At 74.7% G+C, this 15,538-nt stretch carries 11 protein-coding genes; 4 read left to right on the top strand and 7 right to left on the bottom strand.

Features of this window, described 5'->3' with window-relative positions:
- Positions 1-12 precede the first annotated feature (12 nt).
- From ACGFIE_RS06455 to ACGFIE_RS06445, 3 genes are read left to right on the top strand one after another with little or no spacing between them, the layout of a single operon-like run.
- Positions 13-816, top strand: a complete 804-nt coding sequence (locus ACGFIE_RS06455; protein ID WP_393291712.1) for an ABC transporter ATP-binding protein — start codon at positions 13-15, stop codon at positions 814-816.
- Positions 813-2,867, top strand: coding sequence for a penicillin acylase family protein (locus ACGFIE_RS06450; protein WP_393291710.1), 2,055 nt, complete (start codon positions 813-815; stop codon positions 2,865-2,867). The genes ACGFIE_RS06455 and ACGFIE_RS06450 overlap by 4 nt, the downstream gene beginning before the upstream one ends.
- Positions 2,857-3,414 carry a GNAT family N-acetyltransferase gene (locus ACGFIE_RS06445; protein WP_393291708.1) on the top strand — a complete coding sequence of 186 codons (558 nt, stop codon included), beginning with the start codon at positions 2,857-2,859 and terminating at the stop codon, positions 3,412-3,414. Before ACGFIE_RS06450 ends, ACGFIE_RS06445 begins: the two co-directional genes overlap by 11 nt.
- A 69-nt stretch (positions 3,415-3,483) precedes the next feature.
- On the opposite strand, the gene ACGFIE_RS06440 is transcribed toward ACGFIE_RS06445, so the two are convergent.
- The 5 genes from ACGFIE_RS06440 to ACGFIE_RS06420 all read right to left on the bottom strand — a co-directional run bounded on the left by ACGFIE_RS06440 (position 3,484) and on the right by ACGFIE_RS06420 (position 10,623).
- Positions 3,484-7,197 carry a S8 family serine peptidase gene (locus ACGFIE_RS06440; RefSeq protein ID WP_393291706.1) on the bottom strand — a complete coding sequence of 1,238 codons (3,714 nt, stop codon included), beginning with the start codon at positions 7,195-7,197 and terminating at the stop codon, positions 3,484-3,486.
- Positions 7,198-7,314: 117 nt separating this feature from the next.
- Positions 7,315-7,923 (bottom strand): bifunctional 4-hydroxy-2-oxoglutarate aldolase/2-dehydro-3-deoxy-phosphogluconate aldolase, encoded by a 609-nt coding sequence (locus ACGFIE_RS06435; protein ID WP_393291704.1) that lies wholly within the window; start codon positions 7,921-7,923, stop codon positions 7,315-7,317.
- Complete coding sequence (locus tag ACGFIE_RS06430) at positions 7,920-8,657, bottom strand: IclR family transcriptional regulator (protein WP_393291702.1); 738 nt, start codon at positions 8,655-8,657, stop codon at positions 7,920-7,922. The genes ACGFIE_RS06435 and ACGFIE_RS06430 overlap by 4 nt, the downstream gene beginning before the upstream one ends.
- 3 nt (positions 8,658-8,660) lie before the next feature.
- Positions 8,661-9,677 carry a sugar kinase gene (locus ACGFIE_RS06425; RefSeq protein WP_393291700.1) on the bottom strand — a complete coding sequence of 339 codons (1,017 nt, stop codon included), beginning with the start codon at positions 9,675-9,677 and terminating at the stop codon, positions 8,661-8,663.
- A gap of 94 nt (positions 9,678-9,771) precedes the next feature.
- On the bottom strand, positions 9,772-10,623 hold the full coding sequence (locus ACGFIE_RS06420) for a S1 family peptidase (protein WP_393291698.1): 852 nt from the start codon (positions 10,621-10,623) through the stop codon (positions 9,772-9,774).
- Positions 10,624-10,795: 172 nt separating this feature from the next.
- Here ACGFIE_RS06420 and ACGFIE_RS06415 point away from each other — a divergent pair, with 172 nt between their 5' ends.
- Positions 10,796-11,974 (top strand): low temperature requirement protein A, encoded by a 1,179-nt coding sequence (locus ACGFIE_RS06415; protein ID WP_393291695.1) that lies wholly within the window; start codon positions 10,796-10,798, stop codon positions 11,972-11,974.
- A gap of 9 nt (positions 11,975-11,983) precedes the next feature.
- On the opposite strand, the gene ACGFIE_RS06410 is transcribed toward ACGFIE_RS06415, so the two are convergent.
- Positions 11,984-12,556: a nucleosidase gene (locus ACGFIE_RS06410; RefSeq protein WP_393291693.1), complete on the bottom strand. Its 573-nt coding sequence runs from the start codon at positions 12,554-12,556 to the stop codon at positions 11,984-11,986.
- Positions 12,557-12,565: 9 nt separating this feature from the next.
- On the bottom strand, positions 12,566-15,475 hold the full coding sequence (locus tag ACGFIE_RS06405; protein WP_393291690.1) for an Hsp70 family protein: 2,910 nt from the start codon (positions 15,473-15,475) through the stop codon (positions 12,566-12,568).
- Between the last annotated feature and the right edge of the window lie 63 nt (positions 15,476-15,538).

Raw genomic sequence — 15,538 nt, 5'->3', positions numbered from 1 at the left:
CAAGGAGCATCCATGACGTCCCGCCTCGGCGGCACCGCGCTGACCCTCGCCTACGACCGCCGCACCATCTCCGAGGACCTGACGGTGGCGGTGCCCGACCGGTCGTTCACGGTGATCATCGGTCCGAACGCGTGCGGCAAGTCGACGCTGCTGCGCGCGCTGTCGCGGATGCTGCGCCCGAGCGCCGGCGCGGTGCTGCTCGACGGTCGGGACATCCACGACCTGCCCGCCCGTAAGGTGGCCCGCACCCTCGGCCTGCTGCCGCAGTCGTCGATCGCCCCGGACGGGATCGGCGTCGCCGAGCTGGTCGCCCGGGGCCGCTACCCCCACCAGGGTCTGCTGCGGCAGTGGTCACGCGAGGACGAGCGGATCGTCGACGAGTCGATGGCCGCCACCGGGGTCGCCGACCTCGCCGACCGGCCGGTGGACGAGCTGTCCGGCGGCCAGCGGCAGCGCGTCTGGATCGCCATGGCGCTGGCCCAGCAGACCCCGCTGCTGCTGCTCGACGAGCCGACCACGTACCTCGACATCGCCCACCAGATCGAGATCCTCGACCTGTGCGCGCGGCTGCACGAGGAGCAGGGCCGTACGCTCGTCGCGGTGCTGCACGACCTCAACCACGCCGCCCGGTACGCCACCCACCTCATCGCGATGCGCGACGGGCAGGTGGTGGCCGCCGGCGACCCTCGGAAGGTGGTCACCGCCGACCTGGTCGCCGAGGTGTTCGGGCTGCCCTGCCGGGTGATCGACGACCCGGAGACCGGCACCCCGCTCGTCGTCCCGGCCGCCCGCCGTCGCGCACCCGAGCCGGCATGAGGCCGGGGCTCTTCCGCGACAGGTGGGGCGTCCCGCACGTACGCGCCGCCGACCCGCTCGCCCTCGCGGCGGCCCAGGGCCGGGTGACCGCGTACGACCGGGCGTGGCAGATCGAGGTGGAACGGCACCGGTCGCGGGGCACCACTGCGGCTGTCCTCGGCGTCGACGCGCTCGGCTGGGACCGCTTCGCACGCCAGGTCCGGCTCGACGACACCGCCCGCCGCTGCCACGCCAACCTCGACGACGCGACAGCCGAGTGGGTGGGCGCGTACGTCGACGGGGTGAACGACGGCCTCGCCGCCGGGGCGGCCCGGTCACCGGAGTTCGCCGCCACCGGGCTCGTGCCGGGCCGGTGGGAGCCGTGGACGCCCCTCGCGGTGTGGCTGGGCCACCACATCCTGTTCGCGGGATTTCCCGGCAAGCTGTGGCGCGAGCACGTCGCGCAGCGCCTCGGCCCGGCGGCGGTCGAGGCGTTCGCCACCGACGGGCCGGCAGTCGCCGGCAGCAACGGGTGGTTGCTGGCCGCCGAACGCACCGGCACGGGCGGCGCGCTGCTCGCCGGCGATCCGCACCGGTTCCTCGAGGATCCGGGGGTCTACCAGCAGATCCGGCTGGCCTGCCCGGAGTACGACGTGGTCGGGCTGGCCGTACCCGGCGTCCCGGGCATCGCGCACTTCGGCCACACCGGCGCGGTGGCGTGGGCGATCACCAACGCGATGGCCGACTACCAGGACGTCTACGCCGAGCGGTTGCGCCGGCAGGGCACGCGGGTGGAGGCGTTCGGCCCGGACGGCTGGCGGGAGGCGCACGTCCACGTCGAGACGATCGAGGTGGCCGGCGCGGACCCGGTCCGGGTGGAGGTGGTGGAGACCGACCGGGGGCCCGTGATCGCCGGTGGACCGGACGACGAGACGGCGGTGAGCCTGCGCTACCCGCCCCGGGTCCGCGGCGAGTTGGGCTTCGCGGCGTTACCGGAACTGCTGCGCGCCCGTAGGGTGTCCGATGTGGACTCCGCGTTGCGGCACTGGGTGGAGCCGGTGAACGTCGTGCAGGCGGCGGACACGGCCGGCGGGCTGCTGCACCGGGTCGCCGGGGCGGTGCCGCAGCGGCATCCCGACAACGGCCGGCGGGTGGTCCCCGCCTGGGAGGCCGCGTACGCCTGGCGGGGTTGGCACGCGCCGCTGCCCCGCGCGGAGGTGACCGGCCGGGCGGTGATGGCAAACGAGCGAGGGCTGGCGGCGTCGCTCGGCGTCGAGTTCGCCCCTCCGCACCGGGCACGTCGGATCACCGAGCTGCTCGATGCCGGCCGGGACTGGACTGCGGAGGAGATGGCCGTCGTGCACACCGACACGTACCTCGGCTCGGCCGGGCCGCTGCTGGCGGTGCTGGGCGGGCTGACCGGGCTCGGCCCGGCCGCCGCCGCGCTACGCGAGCGGCTGCTGCGCTGGGACCGGCGAATGACCGCCGACAGCACCGACGCGGCGGACTTCGCCCTCCTGCGGGCCGCAGTCGTCCGCCGGATCGCCGCCGATCCCGCCCTCGCGTCGCTGGCCGAGCCTCCGGCGTACCCCGAGGTGTTCGCGCCCTGGTTGGCGCTGACGCCGCGGGTCGGCTACGCGCTGGAGCACCTGCTCGGCGGCACGTCGCTGCCCGGCCTCGACGCGGCGGCGGCGGTCCGCGCGGCGGCCGCGGAGGTCGCGGACGCGACGGACGGCCCGGTGCGCTGGGGTGACCTGCACCGGCTGACGCCGTGGCGGGCGCTGCCCGACCCGGACGCCGCGCCCGGTCCCCGCCTCGACGGCGACCACGACTGCGTGCTGGCCACCTCCAGCGTGCCCGGCGTCACCCACGGCTGCTTCCGGGGGCCTGCCGCGCGGTTCGTCTGGGACCTGGCCCGCCGCCAGGACAGCCGGTGGGTGGTCCCGCTGGGCGCCTGCGGGGTGCCCGGCGACCCGCACCACGACGACCAGCAGGCCGCGTGGCTGGCCGGCGAGCTGCTGCCGGTGACCACCGACTGGGACCGCCTCACCGAGGAGCCGGATGAGCACTGACGAACCGCACTACCGGCGTGACGTCACCGGTTTCGGCGTGGTCACCGTCCGCCAGGTGCGTCCGGACGAGGACGCCTACCTGCTGCACGGCTGGGTCACTGCCGAACGCGCACGGTTCTGGGGGATGCGCGAGGCCAGCCGCGAGCGGGTGCGCGAGATCTACGCGTACCTGGACTCGCTGAGCACCCACCACGCGTACCTGGCACATCGCGACGGCGTACCGGTGGCGCTTGTGCAGACGTACGAGCCGGGGGCCGATCCGGTCGGCGGGTGCTACGAGGTGCGCCCCGGCGACGTGGGCGTCCACCTGCTCGTCGGGCCGCCGGTGACCGCCGAGCGGGGTTTCACGGGCGCGCTGTTCGGCGCGATCCTGGAGTTCGTCTTCGCCGACCCGGGCCGGCTGCGGGTCGTCATGGAGCCGGACGTCCGCAACGAGCGGATGCTCCGCCGGCTGCGGCGCAGCGGCTTCCGGACCGGCCCGGTGATCGACCTGCCGGAGAAGCGCGCCCGGCTGCACTTCCTCGACCGGCCGGCGGCCGCCGGTTGACGCCGCGACGACACCGGCCGCCGGCCGGGGCGCGTGGGGCACCCCGACCGGCGGCCGGCCGTCAGCGCGTCACCGCAGGCCGAACGCCCTGGTGATGCTCTGGCTCACGGTGTTGCCTGCCGCGTCGCGCGCGGTGGTGCGCAGGCTCACGAAGCCGGCCTTCGCCGGCCCGGCCAACGTGGTACGCCAGCCGTCGCCGTGCCGGGTCAGCCGCTGCTTCTGCCAGGTCTTCCCGTCGTCGTAGGACACCTCGACGGTGACCGCGCCGATCGTGCCCGTGACACCCGGCAGGTGGGAGGCCACCACGGTCAGCGGCGCCCGCCGCGACGCCCGGCCGGCGGGGTCGATGGCCACCTGGTAGTCCAGCTGGATCATCGGCAGCACCGCCGAGGACTCCGCGCCGGTGGCCGCCGAACTGAAGCCCCACTCGGTGCGGGTCTGCCGGGAGTACGGGTTGGTCCAGGAGGCCCTGTCGTTCTCCACCACCAGGCGGTACGGCAGGCGCTGCGCGGCCAGCCCGGAAACCTGGAGATACTCGGCGTTACCCCAGTTCAGCTCCGTGTCGCCCTGGTAGAGGGTGGTCCGGTTGACCATGTCGAAGTTCGCGTACGCCTCACCGATGTGGCCACCCCCGTCGCCCCAGCCCGGCGCGGGCAGGTAGACGGTGTCCAGGTAGCGCACCGGCACGTAGCCGCCGCCCATCCGGGGTCGCTGGATCGGCCCGAACCACTGCACGCTGCTCGGTCGGTCGGCCCGGTAGGTGGCCACCTCCATCAGGTGCTGGCCCGTCTCGCCGGCGATGAACGCGTCGTCGATCCACCGCTGGTCGGCGCTCACCCAGTCGGTCCGCCGGCCCTGCGCCGGGGCGGGCTCCTGGTTGCTCGACGCCCAGCCGCGCCACACGTCGGTGCGGAACTCCAGCGCCTTGCCCTGCCGGTAGTTGCGGAACTCCACGTCGACCCGGGCCAACTGCCGCTTCGTGGGCCGGTAGGTCGGGTCGGCAGGCACCGTCCCGGTCCAGTGGTGCGCCACGTCGTACAGGTAGGTGGTCTCCGGGTGCGAGTCGACGGTGAGCCGTACCGGGCCGCGCCCCAGCGCCGCGATGAGCTGGTCGCCCTCGTCGGCACCGAGCGTCGCCACCGTCACCGGGGCCGGGCTCTCCGGGCTCCACGGCGCCTCGTCCCACGGCTGGAGGCGACCGACGCCGTCGTTGACAACGAGCAGCAGCGCCGCCCCGGCCGCGGCGGCGGCCTGCGCCTGGGTGGCGATGTCCACACTGTCGCTGAGGCGTACCACCACGGCCCGGTCGCGGACCGGACGCTTGGCCAGTCCCGCCGCCGACGCGTCGGCGACGTAGACCGCATCCACCTGGCGACGACCGGCCGGCAGCGCCGGGGTCGCCCGCTTCACCAGCAGATCGTCGTACGAGCGGCCGCCCGCCGAGAACGTCAGGGCCGGCTGCTCCAGCCGCCACCGGGCGCCGAACTCGAACTCGCCGTCGGTCACCGGGCGGCTCGTCGGCAACGCCCACATGCTGTCGTACGAGTCGTCGGGCAGCACTTGACTCTCGGTGAGACCGTTCTTCGTGGACCGGTGGATGTCCATCCGCAGCGCGCTGGCGGTGGCCTCCTGCGGCACCTCGGCGCGTACCTGCCGGGCGGCCCGCGCGTCCAGGGTGACGGTGCGGTCGGCGGTCAGGTTGACGTCGGTGAAGCTGAGCATCGCCATGCCCTTGGAGTGCGGCCCGTGCGCGCCGCGCACGTCGGCGGAGAGCCAGCCGCTCCAGCTCGCCACCGGCAGCCGCAGCGTGGCGGTGCCGCTCTCGGGCAGGTCCACGGCGCTGAACAGGCCGTCGGTGGTGAGGATGACCTTGCCGGCGAGCGGCTTGCCGTCCCGGTCCTTGGCGACGAGCGTCAGGTTCTGCCGCTGGCCCTCCTTGCCCGCCCCGATCAGGGTGCGACCACGAACCGTACCGGCGTCGTCGGTGGCGATGATCGCGCCACTGACCTGCTTCTCGACCGGCAACCTGTCGTACGCCGCGGTCAGCGTCACCGTCGCGGTGCCGGCGGCGGGCACGGTGACCGTGCCGGCGGACAGGGCGAAGAGGCCGGTCGGTGCGGTCGGCGCGTCGAGGGCCAACCGCAGGGTGACAGGCGTGCTGCCGACGTTGGTGTAGGTGACGGTCCGGTCGACGCTCGCGCCGGGCTGCTGCGGCCACGCCTGGAAGCCGGAGTAGGCGCTCGGGGTGGCGAAGACTGTGGCGTGCACGGCGGCGGCCGCGTCCACCCGGCCGGCGCCGGCCTGGTACGGGGTGTAGCCCGGGGTGGCCTTGACGGTGCTGACCAGCGCCTCCTTGATGCGCTGACCGGTCCAGTCGGGGTGCGCTGCGGCGACCAGCGCGGCCGTGCCGGCCACGTGCGGCGTCGCCATCGACGTGCCGCTCATCAGCGTGTAGTCCCCGGATCCGCCCCGCACGTAGTGGGAGCGGGCGGCGAGGATGTCCACACCGGGTGCGGTGATCTCGGGCTTCAGTCCACCGTCACCGGCGCGCGGGCCCTGGCTGGAGAAGTCGGCGAGGTGGTCGGTGGAGTCGACGGCTCCCACGGTGAGCGCGGAGTTCGCCGCCCCCGGGCTGCCGATGCTGTTCGGCCCGCCGTTGCCGGCGGCGATCACGAAGAGCGCGCCGGTCTCGGCGCTGAGCCGGTCGACGGCCTGGCTCATCGGGTCGCTGCCGTCGGTGGACTCGCCACCCAGGCTCATGCTGACGACCCGGGCCCTCTGCTCGCGGGCGGCCCACTCCATCCCGGCGATGATCCACGAGTCCTGCCCGCTGCCCTCGCTGTTGAGCACCTTGCCGACGTGCAGCCGGGCGCCCGGAGCGACGCCGCGCTCGGCGCCACCGGACGCGGCGCCGGTCCCGGCGATGGTCGAAGCGACGTGCGTGCCGTGTCCCTTGTAGTCGAGGATGTCGGGCTCCTCGGGCACGAAACTGCTCGACTCGGCGATCTGCCCGGCGAGGTCCGGGTGCTCGGCGTCCGCACCCGAGTCGAGCACCGCGACGTCGACACCGGCGGCGGTGTTGCCCTCGGCCCACACGGCCGGGGCGCCGATCTGCGCGGTGGACTCGGCGAGGTCGGCGTGCACCCGGCCGTCCAGCCAGACCTTGGCGATGCCGTTCGCGAGCGTCGGCGCGTCACCGGTACGGCGGGCCGTGCCGGCGGTGAGCGCGCCCCAGAACCGGTCGGCGGTGCCGCGCGGGCGGGTCAGCGCCGCGCCCCGCACGCTGTCCAGCGGTCGGACCAGTTCGGCACCGTCCACAGTGGGCCGGGTGCGGGCGCGGGCCGCGGCGTCGGTGAGCGTCACGATCAGCGGGAGCGCGTCGGTGTGCGCGTCGTCGTACCCGTCGGCGATGAGGTCGGTGACGTTGAACAGTTGCCGGTCCAGCAGGCCCCCGGTGACGTACGGCAGCGCCGCGTCCGGGTAGACGTAGGTGTCGCCGTCGAGCACCGTACGGTGGAACGTCGGCGTGCTGCCGTCCGGCCGGCGGACGGTCGAGACGGTGCTGCCGTCGCCCGCGGTGGTGACGGTGACCGTGTCACCGGTGATGAGGGTGACGGTCGACACGCGGCCCGGGGCCGCCGGCGGCTGACCGGTGGGGCGACCCGAGTTTCCCGGCGGGGCGGCGGACGCCCCCGTGCCGGGTGGGGTGAACCCGGCGGCCAGAGTGAGGGCGGTGCCGAGGGCGATCAGCCCGGATCGGCGGCGCCTGGAAGACAGAGCCACGATGACCTCTTTGTGTCGAGGAGCGGTACGCAGCACAGCATCACGGCAACGCCCGTTCCTCGTACCCCGCTGTCCCCCGGCGCATTGACGCCATGGCGCAATCGCGCCAGCCCGTTGTCACCGTTTGTGGGTTGTCAGCTCGGCCAGCTGGTCCAACTGGGTGGGGTCGGAGAGAGCCGAGCCGACGGCTGCCACCCGGACGCCCGCGTCGAGGAACGCGGCGGCGTTTCCCGCGTCCAGGCCGCCGGTGGCGACGAAGCGCAGCTGCGGCAGGGGGCCGGCCATGGCCTTGAACCACGCCGGCCCGAGGGAGATCGCGGGGAACGCCTTGAGCCAGGTCAGGCCGTGCCGCAGCGCCTGCTGCGCCTCGGTCGGGGTGGCCACGCCGGGCAGGTGCGGAAGGCCACGCTCGGCCGCGGCGTCGGCGACCGCGAGGTCCAGACCGGGCGCCACGGTGAACGCGGCACCCGCGTCGGCCGCCGCCGCGACCTGCTCGACGTCGAGGACGGTGCCGGCGCCGACGATCCGGTCCCGCGCCGCCCCCGCCTCGACGGCGGCGCGCAGGGCCGGCACCGCGTCCGGGGTGGCCACCGGCACCTCCACCACGTCGATGCCCAGGTCCCAGGCGCGCTCGGCGAGTCGGACGGTCTCGGCGACCGGCAGGCCGCGCAGGATCGCCATCACCCGGGCGCCACCGAAGATGTGGTCGAAGTCAGCTGTGGTCATGGTCCACTCCATCCGAGGTCACGGGAGATCTGCTGGGTGGTGGCCAGCAGTCGCGGTAGCACGTGGCGCAGGTCGGCGAGGGTGGCCACCACCGTCGGAGCGGTCACCGACACCGCCGCGCTCACCGACCCGTCGGCGTGGCGCACCGGCGCGGCCACACAGGTGATCAGCGGTTCGAACTCACCGTCGTCGGCGGCCCACCCCCGCTCGGCGACGGTCGCCAGCTCCGCGCGCAGCGCGGCCGGGTCACAGATGGTGGCCGGGGTGTACGCCGGCAGCGCGCCGCCCTCGACCAGCCGGGTCAACTGCGGGCGGTACGCGAGGACCGCCTTGCCGACCCCGCTGGCGTGCAGCGGGGCGGTGCGGCCGATCCGGGAGTACATCCGCACCTGGCCACGGGCCTCGATCTTGTCCACGTAGACGAGGTCGTCGTCGACCAGCTGTGCCAGGTGGATGGTGTGCCCGCAGTCGCGGCCGAGCGCCGCCAGGTGGGGGCGGGCCACCGCACGCACGTCCAGCGAGTCCAGTGCCTGCTGCGCGAGGTCGATCAGCCGCAGGCCCACCGTCCAGCCGCCGTCGGTGCGGCGGGCGAAGCCACCCGACTCGAGGGTCTGCAACAGCCGCAGCGCGGTGGACTTGTGCACCCCCAGGTCGGCGGCCACGCCACCGAGCTGCGCGGGCTCGCGCGCCAGCAGTTCGAGCACGCGCATCGCCCGGTCGACGCCCTCGGACACCCCTCAGCCCTCCGCCGATGCGGTGGTCAGGTCGGGCGGTGACCAGGGTCCGTCGAGCAGCCGCTGAAACCAGGACCACGCCGGCAGCGGCGCGTTGTCGGCGGCGCTGCCCAGCGCCTGCGCGGCGACGAGGTGACCGAGGCGCAGCCGCCGCGCCGGGTCGAGGTCGCGCAGCAGCCCGGCCAGGTAGCCGGCGGCGAACGCGTCGCCGGCCCCGACCGGCTCCACGACCGACACGCGGGGCGCCGGGACGACGACAGGCGCGGCGTCGCGGCTCAGGGCGGTGGCGCACACGGCGCCGTCCTTGACGACCACCGTCCGCGGGCCGGGCAGCAGTCGGCGTACCGCGGCCGCGTCGGCGGTGCCCCAGAGGGCGTACGCCTCGTCCTGGCCGACGAAGACCAGGTCGCAGCGGTCGGCGAGGTCACGTAGCACCGGCGCGGCCCGCTCGACGGGCCAGAGCCGGGCTCGGTGGTTGACGTCGAAGCTGACGAGCGCGCCCGGCAGCGGCCGGTCGGTCACCGCGTGCTCGACAAGCGCACGGCAGGAGGCGGAGAGCGCCGGGGTGATCCCGGACAGGTGCAGCACCCGCGCGCCGGCAAGCCGTGGGTCGGCCAGCGCGCCGGGGTCCATCCGGGACGCGGCCGAGCCCGCCCGGTAGTAGTGCACGGCGGTGGCCGTCGGGCCCGGGTCCTTGAGGTAGAGGCCGGTGGGGGCGGCAGGGTCCACGCCCACCAGGTCGACGTGGACGCCGGCGTCGGCCACGTGCCGAACGACGGCCCGGCCGAAGGGGTCGTCGCCGACCCGGCTCACCCAGGTCGTCTGGTGGCCGAGGCGGGCCAGGTAACCGGCCACGTTGGACTCGGCGCCGCCGACCGAGACGGCGACCCGCTCGGCGTGCTCCAGCGGCTCGCCCGGCGGTGGGCACAGCACGACCATGGTCTCCCCCACCGCGACCACCTCGGCCGGCGCGGAGCCGGCCGGGGCGGCGGCGCGGTCGGGTAAGGGCTTGCTCGACATGGCGGCACACGTCCTCGGGGAGGGGTCCGGAGTGCCGCCGAGCCTAGGCGCGTTGTGCCAGACGAGCAACCCGTTGCGCTGAGCGCAACAGGTGTCAGGGCACTGTCAGTCCGTACGCGGCCAGCACCTCCCCGATCGGCTGGTAGTAGGTCGTGCCGCCGGAGGTGCAGTTGCCGGTGCCCCCGGAGAGGATGCCGAGGATGGTGCCTGTGGACGCCACGTACAGCGGCCCGCCGCTGTCCCCCGCCTCGGCGCAGATGTTGGTGCGGATCAGGCCGTAGATCACGCCCGTGGAGTAGTTGACCGTCTGGTTCAGGCCGGTGACCGTGCCGCAGCGCACCCCTGTGGTGCTACCGCTGCGACACACCGCCTGACCCACGTACGCGGTGCCGGCGCCGTAGATGGTGAGCAGGCCGGGGTAGGTGTAGACGGCGCTCGGATGGGCGATCCGACCGGTGTAGCGGATCAGTCCGTAGTCGTTGCCCGGATAGCTGGTGGCGGTGCGGGTGCCGAGAACCGTGGTCTGCGCGCTGTCGGCGTACCAGGCGCTGACGGCGGCGGTGCAGTGGCCGGCGGTGATCACGTAGTAGGTGCTGCCGCTGCGCACGTTCGCGCCCAGCGAGCAGCGACTGCCGCCGCCGTAGATGCCCTGCCCGGCGGCGATCAGAGGGCGCAGCGTGCCGGGTTCGCGGCGTAGCAGCGCGCCGGCCCGGTCGGCCACCGCCCGCAGCCTCGCCAGGTCGGTGGCGGCCACGGTGTCGTCGACGGTGACTGTCATCCGGCCGGTGGTCGGGTCGAGGCCCCAGGCGGTGCCGGGCGTGCGTACCCCGGACAGCACGGCTGCCGGATCGGCGGCGGCCCGGTCGGGGACGGCGGCCTGCGCCGCGCCCGGCGCGACGAGCAGCAGGGCGGTCAGGACGAGGGCGACGAGTGGGGAGCGGCGCATCCGAACCTCCGGTGGAGATCGAGACCGATGGATGCCGACAAGCGTCGCCCGGGGTGGAACGTCCCGGCAACCCTCGGTCGCCCTCTTCCCCGACGGGCGGGAATCGCCGATCCGGGGACGACCCGCGCCGACGCCGCCGATAATCCTCGGGAGACACGGCGGGAGGCCGGGCATGACCACCGGAGGCACCGCGGCACTTCTACGCCGGCCGGAAGGGTCGACCCGGGCCACGCTGCTGGAGCTGCTCTACGACGTGGTCTTCGTGGCCGCGCTCGCGCAGACCTCGAAGCTGCTCGCCGACCAGGAGTCCTGGGCCGACAGCGCCAAGGTGCTCCTGATGCTGACGGCGATCTGGTGGACGTGGTCGGTCACCTCGACCACCACCGAGTTCTACGACCCGCAGCAGCGCCCGATCCAGGCCATCCTCATGGTCGCCATGGTCGGGTCGGTCGGGATGGCGGCCGCGCTGCCGATGGTCACCGGCGGGCAGGCCACCGCCTTCGCGCTCGCCTACGTCGGCACGCACGTGATACGCGGCATCATCCTGCTCGCCGCGCTGTTTCGGCAGCAGCACCGCCTGGCCCTGGCACGAGCCAGCCGGTTCCTGTTCTGGTTCCTGGTGTCCGGCGTCCTCTGGATCGTCGGCGCGCTGGCCGACACGGCACGATGGGGGCTCTGGACCCTCGCGATCGGGATCGACCTGGCCTCCGCGGCGGCCCGCTACCCCACCCCCTGGCTCGGTCGGGTGCCCCTCAACCAGTACGCGCGGACCACCGAGCACCTCGGCGAGCGGTACCAGCAGTTCGTCATCCTGGCCCTCGGCGACATCATCCTGGTGCCCACCCTGGAGGTCAGCCGCAGCGAATTCGACCGGCTTCGGCTCGCCGCCCTGCTCTGCGCGTTCGCCATCATGCTGCTGCTCTGGCAGATCTACGTCTTCCGGGCCGGCGAGCTGCTGGGAGCGAGGGGGGACCGCCCGGCCCGCGTGGCGCCGTACACCCATCTGGTGATGCTGGCCGGGGTGGCCGTCACGGCGGCCTCCTTCGACCTGGTGGTCGACCGGCCGACCGGAACGACGCCGGTGCGGTGGTTGATGCTGATCATCGGCGGGCCGGCGCTGTTCGTGGTCGGCAGGGCCCTGTTCACCGTACTGCTGTCCGCCCGCGTGCCGTGGCGGCGCGTGGTGTGGCAGCTGGTGCCCCTGCTGACCCTGCCGTGGGCCGGCGACTGGCCACCGGTGCTGGTCACCGCGATCGCGGCCCTCGGACTGGCCGGCCACGCGCTGATCCCCTCCCACGCCCACTACCGCGCGACCGAGCCGGGGCTGCACGCCCGGCGGCTCGACGACTGACCGGCCCGTTCAGGCGAGGTGTCGAGCGGTCCAGTCCGCGAGGTCGCGGGCGCAGGCGTCCACCGACTCCCGCCACGTGCGGGCCGCGCCCTCCCCCGCCTCGTCGCTTACCTGCTTGACCAGCCGGCACGGCACGCCTGCCTGCGCGGCGGCCCACGCCACCGCGTACCCCTCCATGTCGACCAGGTCGGCGCGCTGCGCCAGGCGCTCCCGGGCGTCGTCGTCGGCCACGAACGTGTCCCCGGTGGCCAGCACCGCGCCCTCGGCGGCCAGAGCCAGCGGCGCGCCGTAGGTCTGACCGGTGAGCGTCCGCAGCAGGGCGGTGTCCAGGTCGTGCTGGAGCACCGTGGCGACCTCGTGGATGCCCGTCCAGCCGGGGCGCAGCGCGCCGGCCGTCCCCAGGTTGAGCAGCAGGCTGGGGCGTGGCCCGGCGGCCAGCACGGCGGCGACCGCGCTGGCGGCGTTCACCTTGCCCATGCCGGTGAGCAGCACCGGCAGCTCAGCGGGTAGATAGCGGGCCTCCTCGCCGACGGCGAGTACCACCAGCGGACGATCGGCGCGGACCGTACCCCGAAGAATCACCGGAGCATCCTAAGCGCCGTAGTCGGTGAACCGGTACAGCACGAAGTCCCGGTCCGCGCCGCAGGCGATCACCCGTGTGTTCCACGAGCAGGACGCGCTGCGGACGTCGACGAGTTGACCCAGCTCGTCGATCGTGCCCGATTCGGCCCACACGCCGGCCACGCTGCGGTCGTCCGCCACCGAACTGGTCGCCTCGGCGAAGACGAGCAGGTTGCCGGCGTCCAGCCGGGCCGCCACGCCGGGGCGGTCGGCCAGCACCACCTTGCCGGCCGCGTCGAAGAGGGTGACGGTCGTCTTCGGGTACTCCCGCTCGGCGAGCAGCTGTTCGCCGACCGGGACCAGCCCTGTCGCGCCCGGCGCCGACCAGGTGACCGCCGGCTTGCCCTCGGTCGCCGCGACCACCTCGGTGCGCTCGGCGTCGCTGTTGCGCACCTGCACCAGGCAGGCCCGCCGCTCACCGCAGGCCACAAGCGTCTTGGGCCGGTACTCCGCGTCCTCGGCCCGGTAGAGGACCACCGGGGCCGCGTCGGAATCCAGGTCGTAGGCCAGCACCTGGTACCCGCCGTCGGTGGGGGCCACGTAGAGCCGGTCCTCGTGCGCCACCAGCAGATCGTCGAGGTCGGCGACGTTGCCCCACTCGCGCAGCACCGAGCCCGAGGACATGTCGAGCAGCCGCAGCGACCGGTCCGGCCCGAGCTGGACGAGTCGCCGTCCCTTGCCCGTCCACGGGTCGCGGGCGGCGCCGTCGAGGAACGCCGGCCCACCCGCCGCCTCGTCGGTACCCACCGGCCGGACGACGGTACGGACACCGCCGTACTGGTCACGCGGACTGGGCCTGCTCCACTTGTCGGAACCGTCGCCCAACGTCAGGCCGAGCAGCCGGCCGCCGGACCGGTCCACCAGCACCGCCGTGTCGTCGGAGAAGTAGACGTCGTCGTCGCCACGGATCGCCCGGTGCCAGCGTTGGGCGCCGGAGCGGCCGTCCAGCACGGCCAGTTCGCGCGGGGTGCTGTCGACCGGGGCGTCGGCGACAACCGCTACCGCTCCCGGCACGGCGACAAGTCCCGACCAGTCGTCGGCGGTGACGTCGGTCTGCCGGCGCCACAGTTCGTCGCCGGTGTTGGTGTCGACGGCCACCACCTCCAGCCGATCGTCCGGCAGCGGGTACCCGAGGTAGGCCCGATCGTCGAGCACCGCCGTCCACATGTCGCTGGGCCGCTCGGCGCCGGCCGGCGGCCGCGACAGCTCGCGCAGCGACGCGAACTCCAGGTCCGGATAGCGGTCCCGCAGCAGGTAGAGGGTCGCCGCGGTGGCCATCCCGGCCAGGGCGAGCACCGCGGCGAGCACCACCCAGCGGGCCCGCCGCCAGGTCGCACCGCCGGATGGGGTGGGTGTTCCGGCGGCATCCACCCCGTCGGCCAGGGTGCCCGCGACGCCCTGCGGCCCCGGCACGGTCGGCATCGAAGGTGGCGGCCAGTCCGGCCGCGTCGACGCCGGCCCGGGTTGCGACGGCACGGTCGGCGCGGTCGACGCCGCAGCCGGCACCGTCTCCGCCGAACCCGGCAGGGCTGGACCCGCCGCAGCCGGCACGGTCTCCGCCGAACTCGGCCCCGCCTGGCCCGCCGCGCCCGGCACGGTCTGCGCCGAATTCGGCCCCGTCGGGACAGCCGGAACAGCCGGGCCCGCTGGCGCTGGGGCGGCCGGGCCTGCCGGAGCCGGGACAGCCGGCGCGGGCGAGGCCGGAGGGGCGGCCTGCGGTCCCGCGTACGCCGGCAGGGCTCGGCGCAGCGGAAGGTCCGTCAGCGCGCCCTCGGCCACCGGCATTTCCGGCTGGTCCAGCACGGTCGGCGCCACTCCCAGCTCGGCGTGCAGCATCCGCGCCACCAGCGGAATCCGCGACGAACCGCCCACCAGGAACAGCCCGGCGAGCTGGTCGGGGCGCAGACCGGCCGAGGCGATCACCTCCCGGGCCCGCTGCACCGCCCGACGCAGCAGCGGCGCGGCCACCCGCTCGACGTCGTCACGCGTCAGCCGCACCGCCTCGGCGACCCCGGGCACCGCGACCGGCGCCACGGCGGAGCGGGACAGCATCTCCTTCGCGCCGCGTACCTCGTCCCAGAGTCGGACCTGGTCGCGGCGCTGCGCCGCATCCGAGGGCCGGACCAGCCGCGCCCACCGCCGGGCGTGCCGCTCGCCCAGCAGCTCGCCGACCCGCTGCACCAGCGCCGCGTCCAGGTCGAGGCCGCCCAGGTCGGGCAGGCCGCCGTCGGCGACCACCCGGAAGCCGGAGTCACCCCACGGGTCGGCGCCCTCGTTGCGCAGCACCGCGACGTCGAGCGTCCCGCCGCCGAAGTCGAACACCGCGATCGCGCCGCCGACCGGCACCGGCCGGTGCAGCACCTGGGTGTAGTAGCGGGCGGCGGCCACCGGCTCGCGCAGCAGACGCGTGCCCGGCGGCGTCGGCCCGGCGAGGGTGTGCTCGGCCGCCTGCGGCCACCCGGCCCGCAGCAGCGCGTCGGCGAGCACCTGCCGGCGCGTCTCGTCCCAGGCCGCCGGGCAGGTCAGCACGGCAGGAGGCAGGAAGCCGACCGCGTCCACCGCGGCCCGCCCGACCGCCGCCAGCACCGCCGCGAGCAGCTCCGCCGGGAGGTACGAGCGCTCACCGAGCCTGACTGTCGGCTCGTCCACCCGACGCTTCGGGTTCGGCTCGAACCGGGCCGGGTCGGCCTGCGCCAGCCGTCGGGCGTCCGTGCCGACGTGCAGGGTGCCGTCCGGGTCGGCGTACACCGCCGAAGGGCTGACCGGCTGACCGTCCATCAGCACAGGACGGGTCCGCCCGTCCGGCCACCGCAGCACGGCGACCGTGTTGGACGTGCCGAGGTCGACACCGAGGGCGAAACCCTCGTGCTGGCCTGCCATCTGCCCGATACCTCCGCCGCGACGAGGGAAACCCAGCCCCGCATCGTACGCAGCCCGCGCCGC

The sequence above is a fragment of the Micromonospora sp. NPDC049275 genome (assembly GCF_043197115.1).
In the GTDB taxonomy this organism is placed as follows: domain Bacteria; phylum Actinomycetota; class Actinomycetes; order Mycobacteriales; family Micromonosporaceae; genus Micromonospora.
Note: the sequence above shows the minus strand (reverse complement) of the source record. Positions and strands in the feature narration are given on the sequence as shown.